General features: G+C 69.2%; 18 protein-coding genes. 12 read left to right on the plus strand and 6 right to left on the minus strand.

All coding sequences use genetic code 11. The features are described from left to right. Positions 1-169 precede the first annotated feature (169 nt). Positions 170-1,447: a hypothetical protein gene (locus Q1V71_RS14630; protein WP_300644695.1), complete on the plus strand. Its 1,278-nt coding sequence runs from the start codon at positions 170-172 to the stop codon at positions 1,445-1,447. Positions 1,448-1,933: 486 nt separating this feature from the next. Beyond that, the gene (locus Q1V71_RS14635) at positions 1,934-2,143 is read left to right on the plus strand and encodes a hypothetical protein (protein WP_300644696.1); all 210 of its coding nucleotides are present in this window, start codon (positions 1,934-1,936) and stop codon (positions 2,141-2,143) included. A 128-nt stretch (positions 2,144-2,271) separates the two neighbouring features. Here the strand turns inward: Q1V71_RS14635 and Q1V71_RS14640 are convergent, their stop codons facing one another. Both Q1V71_RS14640 and Q1V71_RS14645 read right to left on the minus strand, forming a co-directional pair. Further along, the gene (locus Q1V71_RS14640; RefSeq protein WP_300644697.1) at positions 2,272-3,174 is read right to left on the minus strand and encodes a dihydropteroate synthase; all 903 of its coding nucleotides are present in this window, start codon (positions 3,172-3,174) and stop codon (positions 2,272-2,274) included. Next, positions 3,171-3,971: a pyrimidine reductase family protein gene (locus Q1V71_RS14645; protein WP_300644726.1), complete on the minus strand. Its 801-nt coding sequence runs from the start codon at positions 3,969-3,971 to the stop codon at positions 3,171-3,173. The genes Q1V71_RS14640 and Q1V71_RS14645 overlap by 4 nt, the downstream gene beginning before the upstream one ends. A gap of 115 nt (positions 3,972-4,086) precedes the next feature. Here Q1V71_RS14645 and Q1V71_RS14650 point away from each other — a divergent pair, with 115 nt between their 5' ends. From Q1V71_RS14650 to Q1V71_RS14660, 3 genes are all read left to right on the plus strand, one after another. Beyond that, positions 4,087-4,335: a type II toxin-antitoxin system Phd/YefM family antitoxin gene (locus Q1V71_RS14650; RefSeq protein ID WP_300644698.1), complete on the plus strand. Its 249-nt coding sequence runs from the start codon at positions 4,087-4,089 to the stop codon at positions 4,333-4,335. Continuing rightward, positions 4,332-4,715, plus strand: coding sequence for a type II toxin-antitoxin system VapC family toxin (locus Q1V71_RS14655; protein ID WP_300644699.1), 384 nt, complete (start codon positions 4,332-4,334; stop codon positions 4,713-4,715). Before Q1V71_RS14650 ends, Q1V71_RS14655 begins: the two co-directional genes overlap by 4 nt. A gap of 183 nt (positions 4,716-4,898) precedes the next feature. Next, complete coding sequence (locus Q1V71_RS14660; RefSeq protein ID WP_300644700.1) at positions 4,899-5,459, plus strand: TetR family transcriptional regulator; 561 nt, start codon at positions 4,899-4,901, stop codon at positions 5,457-5,459. A 157-nt stretch (positions 5,460-5,616) separates the two neighbouring features. Here Q1V71_RS14660 and Q1V71_RS14665 read toward each other — a convergent pair whose 3' ends face one another. Both Q1V71_RS14665 and Q1V71_RS14670 read right to left on the minus strand, forming a co-directional pair. Then, on the minus strand, positions 5,617-8,148 hold the full coding sequence (locus tag Q1V71_RS14665) for a cytochrome P450/oxidoreductase (protein WP_300644701.1): 2,532 nt from the start codon (positions 8,146-8,148) through the stop codon (positions 5,617-5,619). A 169-nt stretch (positions 8,149-8,317) separates the two neighbouring features. Continuing rightward, positions 8,318-9,319, minus strand: a complete 1,002-nt coding sequence (locus Q1V71_RS14670; protein ID WP_300644702.1) for a TIGR03617 family F420-dependent LLM class oxidoreductase — start codon at positions 9,317-9,319, stop codon at positions 8,318-8,320. Positions 9,320-9,486: 167 nt separating this feature from the next. On the opposite strand from Q1V71_RS14670, the gene Q1V71_RS14675 reads away from it, so the two are divergent. The 3 genes from Q1V71_RS14675 (at position 9,487) to Q1V71_RS14685 (ending at position 12,809) form a co-directional block, all read left to right on the plus strand. Further along, a complete protein-coding gene (locus Q1V71_RS14675) occupies positions 9,487-10,989 on the plus strand; it encodes an NAD(P)/FAD-dependent oxidoreductase (RefSeq protein ID WP_300387649.1) in 1,503 nt (500 codons plus the stop codon). A 44-nt stretch (positions 10,990-11,033) separates the two neighbouring features. Next, positions 11,034-11,876, plus strand: a complete 843-nt coding sequence (locus tag Q1V71_RS14680) for an SDR family oxidoreductase (protein WP_300387651.1) — start codon at positions 11,034-11,036, stop codon at positions 11,874-11,876. Positions 11,877-12,023: 147 nt separating this feature from the next. Further along, positions 12,024-12,809 carry a MerR family transcriptional regulator gene (locus tag Q1V71_RS14685; protein WP_300387653.1) on the plus strand — a complete coding sequence of 262 codons (786 nt, stop codon included), beginning with the start codon at positions 12,024-12,026 and terminating at the stop codon, positions 12,807-12,809. Positions 12,810-12,952: 143 nt separating this feature from the next. Here Q1V71_RS14685 and Q1V71_RS14690 read toward each other — a convergent pair whose 3' ends face one another. Together Q1V71_RS14690 and Q1V71_RS14695 are read right to left on the minus strand one after the other, a co-directional pair. Continuing rightward, entirely contained in the window at positions 12,953-14,542 is a 1,590-nt protein-coding gene (locus Q1V71_RS14690) for an FAD-dependent oxidoreductase (RefSeq protein WP_300387655.1), read from the minus strand. A 4-nt stretch (positions 14,543-14,546) separates the two neighbouring features. Continuing rightward, on the minus strand, positions 14,547-15,545 hold the full coding sequence (locus Q1V71_RS14695) for a diiron oxygenase (RefSeq protein ID WP_179532157.1): 999 nt from the start codon (positions 15,543-15,545) through the stop codon (positions 14,547-14,549). 259 nt (positions 15,546-15,804) lie between these two features. Here Q1V71_RS14695 and Q1V71_RS14700 point away from each other — a divergent pair, with 259 nt between their 5' ends. The 4 genes from Q1V71_RS14700 to Q1V71_RS14715 all read left to right on the plus strand — a co-directional run bounded on the left by Q1V71_RS14700 (position 15,805) and on the right by Q1V71_RS14715 (position 19,982). Then, entirely contained in the window at positions 15,805-16,848 is a 1,044-nt protein-coding gene (locus tag Q1V71_RS14700; protein WP_300644703.1) for an alpha/beta hydrolase, read from the plus strand. 180 nt (positions 16,849-17,028) lie between these two features. After that, positions 17,029-17,751, plus strand: a complete 723-nt coding sequence (locus Q1V71_RS14705; protein WP_179533243.1) for an ABC transporter permease — start codon at positions 17,029-17,031, stop codon at positions 17,749-17,751. A gap of 3 nt (positions 17,752-17,754) precedes the next feature. Beyond that, entirely contained in the window at positions 17,755-18,609 is an 855-nt protein-coding gene (locus Q1V71_RS14710) for an ABC transporter permease (protein WP_300387659.1), read from the plus strand. Continuing rightward, positions 18,606-19,982, plus strand: a complete 1,377-nt coding sequence (locus Q1V71_RS14715) for an MCE family protein (protein WP_300387661.1) — start codon at positions 18,606-18,608, stop codon at positions 19,980-19,982. Before Q1V71_RS14710 ends, Q1V71_RS14715 begins: the two co-directional genes overlap by 4 nt. Positions 19,983-19,994 lie beyond the last annotated feature (12 nt).

Raw genomic sequence — 19,994 nt, forward strand, 5'->3', positions numbered from 1 at the left:
CCACCGGCGGGTGCACGACCCGGCGTACGAGCATCGGGTCACGGGGGACAACCGGGTGCTCTTCACCAGGCGGACGTGAGTCGCGTGTCGTGATCGATCCAGTCCAGACCGGTTGAGCCGTCGCGGGACTCCGAGGAGACCTCCTCGTTGCCCGGTCAGGAGCGCGCCCATGCGGTCCGCACGACCGAAGGAGGACTCCCGGGTGACGATCATGCGACGCATCTTCGGTGCCGTGGTGGCACTGCTGCTCCTGGGCGGGCCGAGCGCGGCGTACGGCGTCGCGTCGTTGACCGCGCGGGATGCGGAGGCGGAGCCGGACCCGTCGATCAAGTCGTGGGTGATCACCGACGGCACGCTGAACGCGACCTGGGCGGTGCCGCCGGAGCGAGCATCCGATGTCGTGCGCTTCATGAGCTACGTCTGGCTGGGCGACGACGACTCCATCGTGACGGAGCGCGGCCCCTACGTCCGGGAGGAGAGCGTCGACCTGTCGCACGTTCCTGACGGCACGCGCGTGGGCTATCTCCTGGAGGTGACATGGACGTCGGGCATGACGACCCGTGCCAGCGCTGCCGGCACCAAGGGCGACGCACCCGAGCTGACGTTCGAGGCGATAAGTCACTCCGAGGACGACCTGCTCGAGCTGCGCTGGGTCCTGCCGCCGAGCGAAGCGGAGGTCCTCGGCTACGAGGTCGAGCTGATGATGTCCTCGATCCCACCGGACCAGGAGGAGACCTCGTTCCACGAGACGACCGAGCCGGTGCTGCTGGTGCCCTTCCCGTATGGCCGGTCCTTCGGGACCTTCCGCCTCCGTCCGCTCACGAACGACGGGCCGGGGACGTGGTCGAAGCGGTTGTCCTTCTACTACGAGGACGTGCTTCCCGCACCGACACGGCTCACCGTGAAGCCCCGTGCAGGAGGGTTCCAGGTGGGCTGGAGGTTCAACGCCGGCGCCGGTACTCCGTCGTCGTGGCTGGTCTCGCTCGACGGCGAGCCGGTGCAGGTGAAGGTGAAGCGCTACAACTACGGGCACAAGGCACTGCTGCTCGGGCTCCCGTCGGACTCCGAGCACACCGTCACGGTGCAGTCGGTCGGTCCGGATGGACCGGGACTGCCCGCGTCGCTGACGGCCAGGACCGCGGGAGGGCCCCGGCAGATGCCGGCCCCGGGGGTGTCGCCCGGGTCGGCTGGTGGCTCGCTCTCGGTGATGGTGTCCTGGCGGGACCCGGACTGGGGCGGGGCTTCACCGTGCTGCTTTCGGATCACAGCCATCGGTCGTTCCGGCTCGGGGGAGAAGGCACGGGTCCAGCGCTTCGCGGACGCCTCGACCCGGCGGCTGGACTTCGCGGTGGGCGCCGTGGGCCCGTGGCGGTTCGTGGTCGAGGCCAAGACCGGAGCCGGGTTCTCGCCGCTGTCGGCCGCGAGCACGAGAGTGCGCGCCCGCTGAACCACGACCCGGTGCGCGGTGCGACTCACCGGGGGCCTCTGGTTGAAACGGCCGTCGGTGGGGCAGAGTCGCGCCCATGACCACCGCCGGAGCCGAGCCGATCGCTGTCGTCGCGTCCGTCGTCGCCTGCGACGACGTCTGGTGCCGGGTGTGCCAGGCGGGGAACTTCGCCGAGGACTGAGCGCGGCTCCGGTCTCTTCGTGGACCAGCGGATGGCACACAAGGCGGCTGCGAGCCCGCTAGACGGGTGACTAGCGTTTCCACAGGGCGTCGATCTGCGCGTTGCGCCGACCTACCGAAGCCGCGAAGGTCTGCGAGTCAGCTCCAAGGCGCTCAAGAAGCCGAGCAAGGTCGTGATCGGTTGCGGTGGTATCGCGGTGATGAGCTATTTCTCTGCGGGTACTGCCGGGCCAGTAGCGGCAGCGGTGGCCGGCGGGTCAATCTGCTCGTGGGGCATGGCTGTCGATGCTTGGTAAGTTCACGAAAGTGAAGGCTCGTCGCTCGTCGCCGCCTACGCCCATCAGCAACGTCGCGCTCGTCGCCGGCGTCGGGTTCGTACCACCGGTGGCTTGGGGCCTGTTCCGTGGGACTCTCGACCTGGCTGAATTCTTGCTCATCACGGCGATCGTTCTTCTTGCTGCAGTCATCACCTGCGTGCTCAGCGTCAGGGCCTACCGAGAGCGCGAACAGGACTGAGCCGAGCCATCGTCCGAGCATCCTAGGACGGTGACTCGCGGCCCGCCGTCGCCGACGTTCCTCGTTGCTCGACAACCGACGGCCTCGAGTTCAGAGCGGCCCGTAGAGCCCCTTGCCGTTCGTTTTCGTCAGACGGTGTGGAGGGTCTTGAGGGCGGCGCGGGTGCGGGCGACCTCGTGGACGCGGTAGATGCCGGTGCGGCCGAGGTGGGCGAGGGTGGCGAAGAAGTGCTCCGCGGAGCGGACCTCCTCGCCGAAGACGTGGCGGGCGCTCGGGAGCGCGTGGCACAGCGGCAGCCCGAGGGCGCGGAGTCGGAAGGTCTCCAGCAGCACCTGGGTCTGGTAGGCCAACCGCTGGTCCATCGTCGGGGCCCAGCGGAACCCGAAGCCGATGCCCGGGTCGAGCGCGAGCGAGGGGACGCCGGCGTCGCGGGCGGCCTTCATCCGGGCCTCGAACTGCGGGGTCATGTGGGCGATCGGGTCCGAGCCGGGGTCGGCGTCGGGGTCCAGGTCGCGCGGGTGGGTGCCGCCGACGTGGCAGAGGATCACGCTGGCGCCGTACTGCGCGGCGAGCGCGAACATCTCCTCGTCGTGCGCTGAGCCGGTGAGGTTGAGGACGCGGGCGCCGGCCTCGAAGGAGGCCTTCACGACGCTGGGGTGGTACGCCTCGACGGAGGTGACGATCCCGTCCTCGGTCAGCGCCGAGATCACCGGCACGAGCTGCTCGATCTGCTGCTCGGCGGCGACGTCGTCGGCGTACTCCTGGATCGTCTCCGCGCCCACGTCGATGAAGTGCGCGCCCTGCGCGACCTGGAGCCGGCCGAGCCGGACGGCGTTGTCGGTGCCGATGGCGACCGACTCGCGGTACCAGCTGTCCTTGGACAGGTTCAGCACGCCCATGATCGCCGGGTCGGTGTCGGTGTCGACCTCGCGCGAGGTGCCGCCGACCGTGAGGCGGAAGGGCGCGACCGAGGCGTCGAGGAGGTCGCCGTGCTCGGTGACGAGGGCAGCCAGGCGGCGCAGGTCGATCACGACGCGGCCCCCTGCTCGGCCGAGGGGACGTCGTCGGCAGTCGGCTCCGCGTCGCCGGTGCCGGCAGTGGTGCGGGTGTAGCGCAGCATCAGGAACTCCTCGGCGGTCAGCACGTGCTGCAGCGTCATCGTGCCGGGGTCGCTGACCATCGGCGTGCTCGGCGTCTTGTCGGTGCCGACCAGCATCGGCGCGATCGTGATGTCGGCCTCGTCGAGCAGCCCGGACTGGGTGACCTGGTGCAGCAGGCCCGGCCCGCCCTCGCAGACGATCCGGCCCAGCCCACGGTGGTGCAGCTGCTGCACGACCTGCTCGGCGTCGACCTTCTCGCCCGGCAGCTGCACGACCTCGCAGCGCTTCCGGACGTCCTCGACGCGGGCCGGGTCCGCGGACTCGGTCGTGAACACGATGGGGGTGACGTCGGAGTCGGTGAACCCGCCCGGGTCCAGCGGCAGGTCGAGGCTGCCGGAGACCACCGCGAGGACGGGGGCCGGGGCCTGGCCGGCGTCGCGGCGTACGTCGGCGTCCTCGGGCCGTGCCTTGAGCGGGCCGTAGCCCTCGGCCTTCATCGTGCCGCCGCCCACCAGGACCACGTCGGCGAAGCGGCGTACGGCGCGCAGCACCGACCGGTCCGCGCCGCCGGAGACTGAGCCGGAGAGGCCATCGTCGCCCGCAGCGGCGCCGTCGAGGGTGCAGACCATCATCGCCCGCACGTAGGGCTTGTCGGTCGTGTCGGGCCACGGGTAGACCGCGGAGAGGGCGTCGTCGTCGACCGGGCCCGGCTGGGGGCCGTGGAGCATCAGCACCCTGCGAATCTACGGTCCGCCTTCATGCCCGGCGGGGTGATCTCGACGCCCGCTCGCTGCTCGATCATCGAGCGTGGCAGGAAGTGCTACGCAGCGCTACGCTCTGGGGATGCGGATCATCACCCAGCGGGAGCTGCGCAACGACAATGCGGCGGTGATGCGTGACGTCGAGGCGGGGGAGTCGTTCCTGGTGACCAAGCACGGCAAGCCGGTGGCGCGGGTCGTGCCGGTGGGGGCCGAGGAGCTGCCGGTGGCGAAGCCGGCCACGAGGTCCGGTGGGTTCGGTCGCCTCGCCAGGGTGCGGATCGAGGGCGCCACGACGCGTGAGGTGCTCGACGACCTGCGCGGCGACAGGTGAGCTCGTACATCGACTCCTCAGCGGCTGTGAAGCTCCTGGTCGAGGAGCCCGAGTTGAGCGCGCTGGTCCGCTGGCTCGACGGGCATCCGCAGATCGTCGGCACCCTGCTCCTCGAGACCGAGGTCAGGCGGGCGGCTCGCCGCATGGGTGTCTCACAGTCATCCGTCACCGAGATGCTCGAAGGCATCACGCTCCACGACGTCACGCCTGGCACCTTCCGCGAGGCGGGGGCACTGCCGGGCGACCACCTCCGCTCGCTGGACGCCCTGCACCTCGCGGCCGCCCTGCGCCTTGGATGCCGTGTGGTCGTGACGTACGACGAGCGGATGGCCGAGGCGGCTCGGGAGCTGGGGTTCGACGTGGTGGCGCCGGTCGACTGAGCAGGGCGCCGGTGTGGTCTCGCCGCTCCTCGCGAGCGGCCGTGGCGGAGGGGTCTCGACGACGGCTCGCTGGCGCTCGCCTGCTCGACCGCCGGTGGAGCTCGACCTGTGCTGCCTGGGCTCGCGCGCTCATGTGTCGCAGGTGGGGACAGTGGAGGCCTGGCTGTCGGTAGCCTGGGTGGCGTGAGCGTGCCATCCTTCTACGCCGAGCTGCGCGAGCTGCGGCTCGAGCGGCTGCTGGACGCCTCGGCCTCGATCGTGGCCGAGGTCGGGTGGGACGCGCTGAGCATGACCGAGGTGTCGAAGCGGTCGGGTGTGCCGCGGCAGAGCATCTACAAGGAGGTCGGCGCCAAGGCCGACCTGGGCCGGGCGCTCGTCGACCGGGAGGTCGGACGGTTCCTCGCGAAGGCGAGCGAGGAGCTGGCGGCGCACCCCGACCTCGAGCAGGGCATCCCGGCGGCCGTGCGAGGGGTGCTGCAGCTGGGGCGGGCCAACCCGGTGCTGCAAGCAGTGCTGCAGCCAGGGCAGGACGCCGGGCTGCTGGCGCTGCTGACCGTGCACCCCGATGCCGTGCTCGGGCAGGTCACCGAGGCCGTCACGGCGCTGCTGGGGGACGTGGCGAGCGAGGCGATGGTGGACACGCTCGTGCGGCTCACCGTCAGCCACGTCGTGCAGCCGACCGTGGAGCTCGACGAGGCGGTCGAGCGGATCGGTGTGGCGGCGCGGGCGTTCCTCCAGGCCTAGCGCTGGGCGGGTCTCGTGGCTCGCTTCGCTCGCACCTCGCCCGGCGGTGGGGTGCGGCCGTAGTCGCCGACCAGAGGCAGCTCGCGCGGTCTCGACGACGCCCTCGCTGGCGCTCCGGCTGCTCGACCACCCAGCTCCTGCTCGATCGGCGCCAGCCTCAGAGGTCGAGGACCAGGCGCGGGGTCATCGAGCGGGAGACGCAGGTCATCATCGTCCTCCCGCAGGCCCGCTCCTCGCTGTTGAGCACCGAGTCGCGGTGGTCGGGGACGCCCTCGACGACGTCGGCCTCGCACGTGCCGCAGATGCCCTCCAGGCACGAGCCGAGCACGTCGACGCCGGCCTCCTCGAGGACGTCGAAGACCGTCCGGTCCTCGGTGACGGTCAGCGTCACGCCCGACTGCACGCACTCGACCTCGAAGGTCGCCAGGGCGTCCTCGGGGGCCTCGACCGTGGCGGCCTCGAACCGCTCCAGGTGCAGGGCGCCCTCGGGCCAGGTGGCGCAGCGGGACTGGACGGCGTCGAGCAGCGGGCCGGGGCCGCAGACGTAGACGTGGGTGTCCTCGCGCGGGGTGCCGAGCACGGAGTCGAGGTCGAGGAGACCGTGCTCGTCCTGCGGCCAGATCGTCACGCGGTCGGCGCCGCCGAGCTCACGGAGCTCGTCGAGGTAGGCCATCGAGGCGCGGGAGCGCCCGCCGTACAACAGCTGCCAGTCCGCACCGCTCGCCTGCGCGGCCCGCACCATCGCCAGGATCGGGGTGATGCCGATGCCGCCGGCGATGAACTGGTACCGCGGCGACTCCTCCAGCGCGAAGTGGTTGCGGGGGCCCCGGACCTGCAGGGTCGTGCCCTCGGCGAGCTTGTCGTGCACGAAGGCCGAGCCGCCGCGGCCGTCGCGCTCGAGCAGGACCGCGACCTTCCACTCGGAGGGGGTCGCGGGGTCGCCGCAGAGGGAGTACTGCCGGGTCAGGCCGTCCTCGAGCAGCAGGTCGACGTGGGCGCCGGGCTGCCACGCGGGCAGGGCCGAGCCGTCGGGGGAGGCCAGCGTCAGCTCGACGACGCCCTCTGCCGGCGTACGGCGGTGGGCGAGGGTCACCGTGTGGAGCTCAGTGCCGGGGCGGGGTGTGCGCGGGGCGGGCTGGGCGGGTCGCTCACCGGGTCTCGACGACGGCTCGCCGGAGCTCGCCTGCTCGACCAGCGGTGAGGTCTCGGCGGCCGCCTCCTCGGCGGCGCGGCGGTCGAGCCACATCTGTCGGTAGGGGCCGGGCTCGGGGCGCTCGGCGCCCTTCGGGGTGACGCGGACCATCATCCGGCTGTAGCCGCGGACGAAGTTGGACTGGACCCGCTCGGGCTCGGCCATGACCTCGATGTCGTCGAAGCGGGCGAGCAGCTCCTCCCAGAGGATGCGCAGCTGGAGCTCGGCGAGCCGGCTGCCCATGCAGCGGTGGGTGCCGATGCCGAAGGCGAGGTGATGGCGGGCGTTGCGGCGGTCGATGACGAAGCGGTCGGGGTCCTCGAAGCGGCGCTCGTCGCGGTTGGCGGCGGCGTACCACATCACCACCTTGTCGCCCTTGCGGATGAACTGCCCGTTGAGGACGGTGTCCTTCGTGGCGACGCGGCGCATGTAGGCCAGCGGGGTCTGCCAGCGCAGGACCTCGTGGATCATCTTCGGCACCAGCGACGGCTCGGCGCGCAGCCGGTCGAACTGGTCGGGGAACTGGTTGAGCGCCAGCACGCCGCCGCTCATGGAGTTGCGGGTGGTGTCGTTGCCGCCGACGACCAGGAGAGTCAGGTCGCCGAGGAACTCCATCGGCCGGTCGATGATGTCCTTGCTGTCCTCGGAGAGCTGCATGAGCGTGATGAGGTCGTAGCCGGGCTGCTCGCCGGCCGCGAGCCGGGCGGCCTTGTCGTGCCAGAGCTGACTGAAGGCGCGGGCGACCTCGGCAGCCGAGCGGTAGATCTGGTCGACGTCGGGTTCGCCGCCGGTGGCCCCGGCGCTGCCGGCCATCATGTCGGTCCACTCCGCGAGCTTGCGGCGCTGGTCGTAGGGGAAGTCGAGCAGGGTCGCGAGCATCCGCGAGGTCAGCTCGATGCTGACCCGATCGACCCAGTCGAACGGCTCCCCGACGGGCAGGGAGTCGAGGACCTCCCCCACCCGCTCGCGGATGAGGGCCTCCATCTCCTCGAGGTTCTTCGGGGCCACGACGTCCTGGACCGCCGCGCGGCGGTCGTCGTGACGCGGCGGGTCCAGCGCGATGAACATCTCGAGGTCGAGGCCCTCCGGGGGCGCGCCGAGCACGATCTGCGGCTCGGCGGAGAAGGTCTCGAAGTCCTTGTCGACGGTGACGATGTCGTCGTACCTCGTCACCGACCAGAACGGCCCGAACGGGCTCTCGGCGCGGAAGTGCACCGGCGCCTCGTCGCGCAACCGGCGGAAGTAGGACTCCCACTTGCCCTGGCGCCACAGGAACGGGTTGCTCGTGTCGATCTCGGTCAGGTCGAGGTCGTCGACGTCCGGGACCGGCGCCTCGGTGAAGCGCGGCTGGTCGTCACCGACCACCAGGCGCTTGCCGCGCTGGTAGAGGTGCAGCGCCTGGACCTGGCGCTGCATCGGCACGGTCTTCTGGGCCTGCTGGACGGCCTGCTGGACGGCGGGCCGGACGGAGCCGACCACCGAATCGAGGATGCGCACGACGACCACCTACGCGGGGAGAGAGGGAGCGAGTACGACGAAAGTAGAACAGACGTCGCCGCTGACGACAATCCCTTTCTGTTTGTCGCCGAGGTGGTGCGCGTCACCTTCTGCGTTCGGCCGTGGTCTCGAGACAGGACTTCGTCCTTCCTCGACCGACGGCTGTGTGTCAGGCGAGGGCGGTGACGAGGTCCCGGACCTGCTGGACGCCCGGGTCGTAACCGGGGAAGTAGGCGCACACGCGCTCGGCGACGTCGCCGAACCGGCGCTGCAGCTCCGCGGCGCACTCCTCCGGGGTGCCTCGGACGGCGAGGGTCTCGAGCATCCGCTCATCGACCTTGCCGATCATCGCCATGATGTCGCCGGTCTTGGACAGCGCGTTCAGCTCGGGCTGCAGGTCGCCCCAGCCCTCGGCGTCGAGGACCGGCCGGTACGCCGGGGTCGAGCCGTAGAAGGCCAACAGTCCGCGCACCCCGAGGTCGGCGCGCTCCTGCTCCTCGGGCGTGCGGCCCATCGCGAGGATCGCCTGGGGGTAGACCTTGAGCTCGCCGGGGGTCTCGCGCTCGCGCAAGCCCTCCTCGACCGCGGGCAGCGTGTTGGTGCGGATGTGCTTGTGGGAGTGGAACGGCATGACCAGCAGGCCGTCGGCGACCTGGGCGGCGGTGCGAGTCATGAGTGGGCCGAGCGCGCCCATCAGCACCGGCGGGAGCCCGTGCGGGTTCGGGCCGGGGACGAACGTCGGCGGCATGAGCGTGTGCCGGGTGAACTCCCCGCGGAAGTCCAGCCGGGTGCCGTCCTGCCACGCCGTGAGGATCGCCTTGGTCGCCAGCACCGCCTCGCGCATCCGCGCCGCCGGGCGCGACCAGGTGGCGCCGTACCGGTTCTCCACGTGGGGCTTGATCTGGCTGCCCAGCCCCAGCCGGAACCGGCCCTTGCTGAGCAGCTGCAGGTCGTACGCCGCGTGCGCCAGGTGCATCGGGCTGCGCGGCGTCGCGATCGCGACGTTGGTCATCAGGTCGACGTCGACGCCCGCCGTCGCGGCCGCGACCAGCGGGAAGAACACGTCGTGCGGGCCCTCGAAGGTGAACAGTCCCTCCACGCCGGTCGTGGCGAGCTCGGCCGCGCGGGCGGCGGCGTCGGGGCGGGCGTCGAGCTGGATGTCGAGGAGCACGGGGTGATGGTGGCAGGAGACGGACGCTGCCGCGACGCCGAACGGACGGCGACCGGCGCGTCCAAGCGGTCGACGCCGATGACCGACACCCCACTAGATACCCCCGAATCATGTGACGTTGTTTTGTGGTACGTTGTCTCGCGTCATAAGTCGAGGACGGAGATCAGATGCCTACCGAACTGCCCCCGCGCAGCCGTGTGACCATCATCGGCAGCGGCTTCGCCGGCTTGGCCACCGCCGTGCGCCTGAAGCAGGAAGGCCGACACGACTTCATCGTGCTGGAGAAGTCGCACGACGTGGGAGGTACGTGGCGCGACAACGACTACCCGGGCTGTGCCTGCGACGTCCCCTCGAACCTGTACTCCTTCTCGTTCGCTCCCAACCCGCGGTGGAGCCGAGCCTTCTCGCAGCAAGCCGAGTTGCACCGCTACCTGCGTGACACCGCTGTGCGGTTCGGCGTGATGCCCCACATCGTGTTCGACGCGGAGGTCCTCGGGGCGACGTGGATGGAAGACGACCAGGAGTGGGAGATCGAGACGCGCGCCGGAACTATCCGGAGCCAGTTCCTGATCTCGGGTGCCGGGCCTCTCAGCGAGCCGTCCTACCCGGACGTTCCCGGGATCGAGGACTTCCAGGGCACGATGTTCCACAGCGCCCAGTGGAACCACGACCACGACCTGAGCGGCGAGCGCGTGGCGGTCTTGGGCACGGGGGCCTCCGCGGTGCAGTTCGTCCCGCACGTGGCGGAAGCGGCCCGTGAGCTCACCGTCTTCCAACGTACGCCGCCGTGGATCCTCCCGCGTCCGGACCGGAACGTCCCGGAGCTCCAGAAGCGGCTGTACAACACGGTCCCTGCCTTGCAGAAGGCAGTGCGGATCGCGGTCTACTGGCGGCAGGAGGCCATGCTGCCGGGGCTCGTTCACCGACCTGGACTGCTACGAGCGGTCGAGAAGCTGGCCCTTGCCCACATGCACTGGAAGGTCAAGGACCCCGAGCTCCGCCGCAAGCTGACACCGGACTACAAGATCGGCTGCAAGCGGATCCTGATCGCGAACGACTACTACCCGGCGCTCACCCGGCCCAACGTCTCCGTGGTCACCGAGTCCGTCGAGCGGATCAACCCCCACAGCATCACCACCCGGGACGGTCGAGAGCACGCCATCGACACCCTCATTTTCGGGACCGGCTTCCACGTCACCGACACCTCGATCTCCGATCGGATTCGCGGTCGAGCAGGGGAGACGCTGTCCGAACGGTGGAAGGGAAGTCCTCAGGCCTATCTGGGGACCTCGGTGAGCGGCTTTCCGAACTTCTTCCTCCTGGTCGGACCGAACACGGGACCGGGTCACACGTCGGTGGTCTTCTACATCGAGTCCCAGGTCGCGTTCGTTCTCGATGCGCTGCGGACCGTCGATCGATCGCGCCTCTCGAGCATCGACGTGCGTCGAGAGGTCGAGGACGACTTCAATCGCGAGATCGAGGATCGGATGGAGGGCACGGTGTGGACGACCGGTGGATGCGGGTCGTGGTACCTCGACGCGAACGGCAAGAACTCCACCCTGTGGCCGGGCTTCAGCTTCGAGCTGCGCTGGCGGACACGCAAGTTCGATGTTGCTGCCTACACCACCCAGTCCGAGTCGTCCGCCACGGCAGTGGCGCGCGCCTCCTGACACCTCTGGCGCTGGGCTCGCCGGCGCGCAGAAAGGACGTTGTGATGAGGACTTTCGATGGCAAGGTGGCGGCAATCACGGGCGCCGCGTCGGGGATCGGCCGTGCACTGGCTGTCGACCTGTCCCGACGGGGTTGCGCCCTGGCGTTGTCCGACGTCGACGCGGCGGGGCTTGCGCAGACCCAAGCGCTGTGTCGCGAGGGCACGGCGGAGGGCACGGCTCTGGTGACCAGCGATGTCGTGGACGTGGCGAACCGAGCAGAGATGTCGGCCTGGGCCGAGTCCGTCGTGGGAGCGCACGGCAAGGCCAACCTGATCTTCAACAACGCCGGAGTCGCTCTGGGCTCGACGGTGGAAGCCATGACGTGGGAGGACATGGACTGGTTGATGGGGATCAACTTCTGGGGCGTCGTCCACGGGACCAAGGCGTTCCTGCCCCACTTGATCAGGTCGGGCGAGGGGCACGTCGTGAACGTCTCCAGCGTCTTCGGGTTGATCTCGGTGCCGACGCAGTCCGCCTACAACGCCGCCAAGTTCGGCGTCCGAGGCTTCACCGACGCGTTGTACATGGAACTGAAGGTCGCGCGGCATCCCGTATCGGCGACCACGGTCCATCCTGGCGGCATCAAGACGAACATCGTCAAGAATGCACGCCTCCACGAGTCGTTGGGTGCCGCCGCTGACCTGGAGTCGACGCATGGGCGGTTCCAGAGCATCTCCATGACCTCGCCCGAGAAGGCGGCGAGCGCCATCCTCACGGCTGTCCGACGCGATCGCCGCAGGGTCACCGTCGGCCCCGACGCCAAGGTGATCGATCTGTTGTCGCGGCTGCCCGCACCGCTTTACCAGCAAGCCCTCGTGCTCGGAGCACGGCGCGAGCTGACGTGATCGCGAGGAGCCGCATGTCGGGTTCGCGACGACCACGGTGCCGCGCGCGACAGTCAGCCCCGGCGCTCAGTCTGCTGGGGAGTCGGTGTCGCTCGCTGCCAGGCCCGCGGTGGGCCGGACATCTCCGCCGTCCCTACAATGGCTGACGTGAAGAGTGGCAGCAACGGCCTGATGACCATCGACGCATTGGCGCTCGCATCGGGCATGACGGTACGGACTCTCCGATCGCACGCCTCCCGGGGCTTGTTGCCCTCGCCGATCATGCAAGGCCGCGTCGGCTACTACAACGGGTCACATCTGGCACGGTTGACCTTCATCAGGGAGATGCAGTCCGCTGGCTTCAGCCTGTCCAGCATCGAGCAGATCCTCTCCGGAGTGCCCGATGACGCCGGCGAGGCCATGTTGCACATCATTCGCGGGCTGTTGGCTCCCTGGGATGCCGAGCCGACGACGACCTACACCCCAGAACAGATCCTGAGCCTGTTCGGAGCCAGCGCCACGCTCGAGTCGTTGACCGAGTTCGCGGACCTGGTCGGGGCGGAGTTCGATCCCGACGGGAACGTCACGGTCACGGCCCCGGGGCTGCTGACGGCCGCAGCCGAGGCAATGAAAGTGGGCCTGACGCCTCAGGGGGTCGCCGCAGCCGGCGAAGTCGTCGTCAACTCAGCGCGCGAGGTCGCGGCATGCTTCGTCCAGCTGTTCCGCGACAGCGTCTGGAGCCAGTTCGTCGAGGCTGGCATGCCCGAGGAGGACTGGAATCGGATCACCGGGATCCACGCGCGGCTGCAGCCGCTGGCCGTCCAGGCCTTCCTCAGCGCCTTCCAGGGTGCGATGACCCAGGAGGTCAGCTCGGCGCTCAGCGAGGAGCTGGGGTCGGGTGCCCACGATGTGGTGCAGCGGCTGCTGAGGGCCGATCTCGGCGCCAGCAACTAGCAGAACCGGGGTTCCGGGTCTCGGTCGGCGGCACCGACTGTGGACGGGGGAAGCCCCTCGCTCTGTCGCCTATGACTGACCACGACAGGGACGGGGACGACGGGCGCGCTGCCGAAGCGTGCCCGTCGTCCCCGCGATCCCGCTCAGATCGCGCTCGTCAGCTTCACACGCGGCCGCCCTGCTGACAGGCCGTGTGCGATCTCTGCCTCGTCGATGCGACGCCATGCCGGAAGATCCACGGAGTCGGGATGCCACTGGCGGAGCAGCTGACCCAAGTCCCCTGCAGGCGACACGGGTTCGAGAACGCCTGACGTCGCATCCTCGAGCACGCTGTTGACCGTCTCGCGCGCACACGTCTTGTTGGTGCCGATGAACCCGCGAGGTCCGCGCTTGATCCATCCGACGACGTAGGCCCCTGGCAGACCCTCGACCCGGCCGCGCACATGCGGCACGACGCCTCGGTCCGGGTCGAAGGGGAGACTCGCGATCGGCGAGCCCTGGTAGCCGATGGAGGAGAGGACCAGACCGGCGGGCAGGTGATCGGATGTGCCACCGGGCGGTGATCCGGGGCCGGCGCTGCGGATCTCGACCTCCTCCACCTGGTCTTGGCCGACGAACCGGTGCGGCGAGGACCAGAACCGAAGCACGATCCGCCTGGAGCTCGGCGCGGCCTGATATTCGGTCGGCAGGCTCCGCAGCAGGTCAAGCTTGTGGCGAAGCTGCACGTCGGCCCACTCCGGGGCAGGCGGGATATCGCCGGCGACGACGACCTCGAGATCGCGTCGAGCCATGAGGCCCACCAGCTCGGGCAGCGTGAACGCCGCGTGCTCCGGCCCTCTGCGCCCCAGCACCACGACCTCTTCGACCTTGCTCTGGCGAAGGGCGGCCAAGGCATGGTCAGCGATGTCGGTGCGGGCCAACGCGTCCGGATCGGTCGTGAGGATGCGCGCCGCATCGATCGCGACGTTGCCGTTGCCGACGATCACCACCCGGCGATGGCTCAGATCGACGTGGGCATCGCCATGGTCAGGGTGGCCGTTGTACCAGGCGACGAAGCGAGTCGCGCTGCTCACGCCCGGGAGATCGGCACCGGGTACCTGCAGGACACGGTCCTGCGACGCCCCGGTGGCGTAGATGACCGCGGAGTAGCGCGCCGCCAACTCCTCGTGGTGCACCGAGGTGCCCACGTCCACGCCCAAGGCGTAGTGAAACCCCGGCAGGTCCTCGATGTCGCGGAAGAGCTTGTCGACCGCCTTGGTCATCTGGTGATCCGGTGCCACCCCCGATCTGACCAGTCCGTAGGGGACGCTCAGACGGTCGTAGACGGCGACCTCCACCCCCTCCTGCTTGAGCAGCTCGTCCGCAGCGTAGAGACCTGCGGGGCCAGAGCCCACGATGGCCACACGCAACGGCTTGTTCGGGGGGTTCAGCCGGATCAATGTGGGGACGATGGCTTGGACTCGCCGCTGGGTGGCCGGATGCACCTCGTGGAAGAGCCGGTTGATCTCCACGAAGGGCAACTGGTCGACCGGGAGCCTGGTGTCGCGAGTGATCGCTCCGACCGGGCACGCCGCGACGCACGCGCCGCAGTCCACACAGGTCTTGGGGTCGATGTACAGCATCTCGGCCGACTCGAACAGCTCGTCATCAGGGTTCGGCTGGATGGCGTTGACCGGGCAGGCGAAGACGCAAGCGGCATCTCCACAGCACGCCTGGGTGATGACGTGGGTCACCGGCTCACGCCGCTCGGCGGAAGACGACCGCAGGCTCGCTGCGGAAACGTGACGGCCGGCCGTCGATCTTGCACCAGCGCCACAACCGGCGAGACACCGGCGTCATGAGGCCACTGTCCTCGGCCAGCATCCGCACGTCGGCGAAGAGGTCGCGCAGTCGCTCCCGGGACTCCGGCGCCTGCCAGTACAGCTCCTTCATCACGTGGTCGGGGATGTCGAAGCGATCCCGGAAAGCCTTGGGCGGGACGAGGATGGCGTCGCCGAGGAACCGCATGATGAGCGGCAGAAGGGCCGCCGTGATGTGCCGCGCCTTCCGGCTGAGGTGGGGTGCACGAAGGCGCACGGCCTCGTGAGCGAAGGAGATGTGGCGGGCTTCCTCAGCGATATGGATCTCCATGACGCGTGACAGGACGGGCGGGAGCTCGGCGCCAGCCCTGAAGATCGACTTCTGCGTGTGGTCGATCGGCTCCTCGCCCGCAAGCACGCCCAAGAAGAAGACCACCGGATACCGCGTGACCAGCATCGGCAGGACCGGTGCCAGCTTCCGCAGGATCCACGGCATGCCGTCGACGTCGGCGCCGATGCGGTTGACGACCTCTTGGAACATCTGCGTGTGGTGGCACTCTTCGGTGGCCTCGTGCATCAGGTACCGGTACTCCACCGAGCCGTTGGGCAGTGCGAAGACGTACTGCATGATGGACCGGATGAGCACGTTCTCGAACTGAAGGCCGACCTTGAGGATGTTCGCCTGGCGCCAGAGTCCGATCTCGATCTGCCGCTCCAGCGGCTGCTTGAGGTACCACTCGTGGCCGCCGAGCGGGTCCACCGCGGCAGGCAGGACCCATCGCTCGTCGTCCTGCCTGACCTGGAAGTCCTCGTCGTCCCACGGGATGTCCGCGAAGGCATCGAAGTGGCGGTCCACCGAGGCCTGGCTCAGCGTGCGCAGCACGTCCTCGTAGTTCTCCTGGGTGACCTCAGTGCTGAGTGCCTCGTTGAGACTCATGGGCGTGAGACCGCGCCCGCTCTCAGGTGACGAAGAGCCGGGGGCGTGGTTGGCCAACTCGTGAGTTGACATGGTCTTCCTCCTCTGGGGACAGGTCTATGACGTGTTCGAACGTACCGCTAAATACTGTCACGCACAATGCTGACTAGTTTGTGGGAGGTGATTGACGTCTCTCCAGGCGTGTGACACCTTTTGGCGTCGCACTAGAAGTCGTCACGTTCTGACGGGCGCACGAGGTTGCAAGGAAGGGACGGCACACGTGAAGACGCAGGTGGCTCTCGCCGGCTTGGGGATCGCGGTGGCACATCGTGCGGCGCGCGGCAAGGTGCTCCGGGCCAGGACGCAGCCGGACAGGGATCTCGTGAGCCACGGCGCTGGTCGTCCTGTGAGGCAGTCCTTCGTCCACGCGCCCGACGGAGCGCGGCTGGCGGTCAACGAGTGGGGTGATCCTCACGCCCCCGTCACTGTCGTGCTGCTGCACGGGTGGACCCTGTCGTCGCGCCTGTGGTCACGACAGATCGCCGTGCTCAGTCAGCATGCACGTGTCGTCGCCTACGACCATCGCGGCCACGGCCGGTCGGACCGTGGCCTCGCGGAGAGTTGCACGCTCGACCAGCTCGGGGCGGATCTCGCCGCCGTCGTTGACACGGTGGCGCCGGAGGGGCGGCTGGTGCTCGCGGGTCACTCGATGGGGGGCATGACCCTCATGCACCTGGCTGAGCAACGGCCTGCTCTCGTGGCCGAGCGCGTGGACGGAGTCGTGATCGTCAGCTCCAGCGCCGGGGAGTTGTCCAGGTCGGACTTCGGCCTCCCAGGCCCCTTGGGAGTCGGCGTACGCGTCCTGGGACCCAGTGTCATGGCGATGCTCGGTCGCCTCGAGTCCTGGGCAGAACGACACGACGCTCTCGCCCCAGAGCTGTGGCTCGCCATCCGAGCGCTGTGCTTCGGACGAGGAGCCCCTGCCCATCTCGTGGACGAGATGCTAGCGGTGGTCCAGGACGTTCCGCTCGGGGTCGTCTCGGCGTTCTACGCCGGGTTGGCGCTGCATGACGGCACTCCCGGTCTGCGCGCACTGATGGACACCCCCACCACGATCCTGGTCGGAACCGAGGACCGGCTGACGCCGGTGTCCCACAGCATGCGGATCGCGAAGGCACTGCCCCAGGCCGAGCTGACGACCTTCGAGGGCGCGGGGCACATGCTCACCCTGGAGCGAGCCGACGAGGTGGCCGACGCGATCTGTCGACACGTCAGCCGCAGGCCGGCGGCGGACGAGGCCGGTGACCACCTTGTCGCGCGATGACGGCGAGCCGATGGACGCTCGCCGGTGGGGGACGGTCCCGCTGCTGGCGGGCCCCGTGGGGGGACCTGGCCTGGTCTCGGCGGCGATGACTGCCACGCTCCGTGGCGTCGAGCCGGCGCGGTGGGACCGGTGACGCACCTCGTGCTGGCGCCGCTCGCCGGCGCCGGAGGGCTGTTCGCCATGTTCGTGGACGTCGCCCGTGCCACCTTCCGACGCCCCTTCGCCGCACGGGAGTACGTCGACCAGACGTGGTTCGTGGCGCGAGTCACCACCCTGCCCACCGCCTTGGTGGCCATCCCCTTCGGTGCGGTCATCGCCCTGCAACTGGGCAGCCTCACCAGACAGCTGGGGGCGCAGTCCTACACCGGTGCAGCCTCCGCATTGGCCATCATCCGGGAGGCGGCGCCGATCGCCACCGCGCTCCTCGTCGCCGGTGCGGCCGGGACCGCGATCTGCTCCGACCTGGGAGCCCGAAGGGTCCGAGAGGAGATCGATGCCCTCGAAGTCCTCGGGATCGACCCCGTCCAACGCCTGGTGGTGCCCCGGGTGCTCGCGGCCATCACGGTGGCGGTGCTGCTCAACGGCTTCGTTGCCTTCGTCGGCATCGTGGGCGGGTACTTCTTCAGTGTAGGACTACAGGGCAGCAGCGCAGGCTCGTACTTCGCCGGATTCGCCACGCTGGCTCAGTCCAGCGACCTCTACGTCGGAGCTCTCAAGGCGGCGATCTTCGGCCTGATCGCGGGTGTGGTGGCTTCCTACAAGGGCCTCACCGCCAGTGGGGGGCCCCAGGGCGTCGGTGATGCGGTCAACGCCGCGGTGGTGCAGACCTTCCTGTTGCTGTTCTCCGTCAATTTCCTGATCACAGCCGTGTACACCGAGATCGTGCCCCCGAGAGGTCGATGACCCATGGTCAGCGCTACTCCTGCTCGCTCGAGACCAGGCATCCCCCGAGTCGCACGCCGAGCGATCGGAGGACTGGACGAGCTGGGAAGACTGACATCCTTCACCTGGGCGGTCGTGCGTGCCATGCCCCTCTCCATCACGCGCTATCGCATGGAGACCCTCCGCCTGGTGGGAGACGTCGCACTGGGCAGAGGCGCTCTGGCGGCTCTGGGCGGGAGCGTGGGTGTCGTGGTGGCGATGTCCTTCTTCACCGGCATCGAGGTCGGTCTCCAAGGCTACGAGGGGCTGGAGCAGATCGGAGCCTCCGCCCTGACGGGCTTCATCTCGGCCTACTTCAACACCCGGGAGATCTCGCCGCTGGTCGCCGGCGTCGCACTCTCGGCGACGGTGGGCTGCGGGTTCACCGCGCAGCTCGGAGCGATGAGGATCTCGGAGGAGATCGACGCTCTCGAGGTGATGGCAGTCTCCCCGATCCCGTTCCTCGTCGCCTCCCGCGTGTGGGCCGGGATGCTGGCGGTGGTCCCGCTGTACTTTGTTGGCCTCCTCGCGTCGTACCTGAGCACACGATCGGTGGTGACGCTGGTCTACGGCCAGTCCGAGGGAACCTATGACCACTACTTCCACCTGTTCCTTCCGCCCGAGGACATCGCCTGGTCGGTCTTTAAGGTCCTGGTCTTCGCGGTGATGGTCATCCTCGTGCACTGTTGGTACGGCTTCACCGCCTCAGGTGGACCTGCGGGCGTGGGGATGTCCGTGGGACGCTCGGTCCGCTTCGCCATCGTCGCCATCGTCGTGCTCGACTTCCTTCTCAGCATGGCCATCTGGGGATCGACGACCACCGTCAGGATCGCCGGATGAGCAACTCCCGAGGCTCGATCCGCTACCCGCTGCTCGGACTTCTGGCTCTGTCCATGGGTGTCGCCGGAGTCGGCCTGACGTTCGCCAGCTACCAGAAGGTCTTCGCCGACACCGTCATGGTGGAGGTCCGACTGGAGAGGGCCGAGGAGCAGCTGGACCGGCAGGCGGACGTCAAGGTCAACGGCGTTCGGGTGGGCGAGGTCAAGGAGCTGTCACCCACCGCGGAGGGTGATGTCCTGCTGTCCGTCGCCCTCGACCGGGAGCTCGCCGCGAAGGTGCCCGCCGACGTCACAGCCAGGCTGGTGCCCAAGACCCTGTTCGGTGAGAAGTACGTCGAGCTCGTGCCCCAGGGCGCCGACGACTCCATCCGCGCCGGCACGGTCATCGCCCAGGACATGACTCGTCGTTCGGTCCGCCTCCAAGAGGTGTTCGACTCCCTCGACCCGCTCCTGCGCACCGTCAGGCCGGCGGATCTCAACGCTGCGACGTCGAGCCTCGCCTTCGCCCTCGCCGGCAACGGAGCCGACCTGGGCAGGACCCTGGACTCGGTGGCCGCGTACGCCGGCAGCGCCCGCACGTTCCTTCCCGATCTCGAGGCGGATCTCACGCTGCTGGCTGACGTGGCGGCCGTCTACGCACGAGTGGCTCCGCGTCTGCTCGGCATCACCGGGGACGCGGTCACCACGATCAGCACCGTGCGGGACGAGATCGGCGATGTGGCGGCCGCGCTCCGCGGAACCAGCGACGTCTCCGGGCGGGTGCGGGTCCTGCTGGAGGAGAACGAGGAGACGCTGGTAGGTCTGATGGAGAGTCTTCGTCCGACGTTGGCGCTGCTGGAGGAGTACTCCCCGGAGTTCGACTGCGTCTTCAACGGCGCCAAGCTGGCCATCCAGCGCATCTACGACGTCTTCGGGGGTGACGACGGCCCGTTCGTCATCCGCGGACGGCTGCGTCTCGGCCAGACCCGCGGCGTGTATCCCCGAGGCTTCGCTCCCAACGAGCCCCTGCAGGCCAAGCTGCTGGAGGAGCTCAAGGCCTTCGGGCCATCGTGTCCGGTCGTGACCGACGAGGCGATCGGGGGCACACCCAACGCGGACATCCCCGCGCCGGCGTTGGCGTTGATCGGTTCCTATCGCGGACTGCTCGGACTCCCCGCTACTCCGCTTGATACGGGGCAGCAGCAGGAGCAGGAGCAGGAGCAGGACGGCGAGCGCGATCCTCTCCCCGGGCTCGATCTTCCTCAAGGCCTTCTCGACAGCCTCGACCTCCCACTGCCCGAGAGCAGCGCAGAGACCAGCGACGGCCTGCTCTCGCCCTTCTTCGACATGGTGGCGAACGTCACCTCCGGCCTGAGGACGAAGGAGGACCAGTGAGACCCCGCTTCC

The sequence above is a fragment of the Nocardioides sp. genome (genome assembly GCF_030149505.1).
Classification (GTDB): domain Bacteria; phylum Actinomycetota; class Actinomycetes; order Propionibacteriales; family Nocardioidaceae; genus Nocardioides.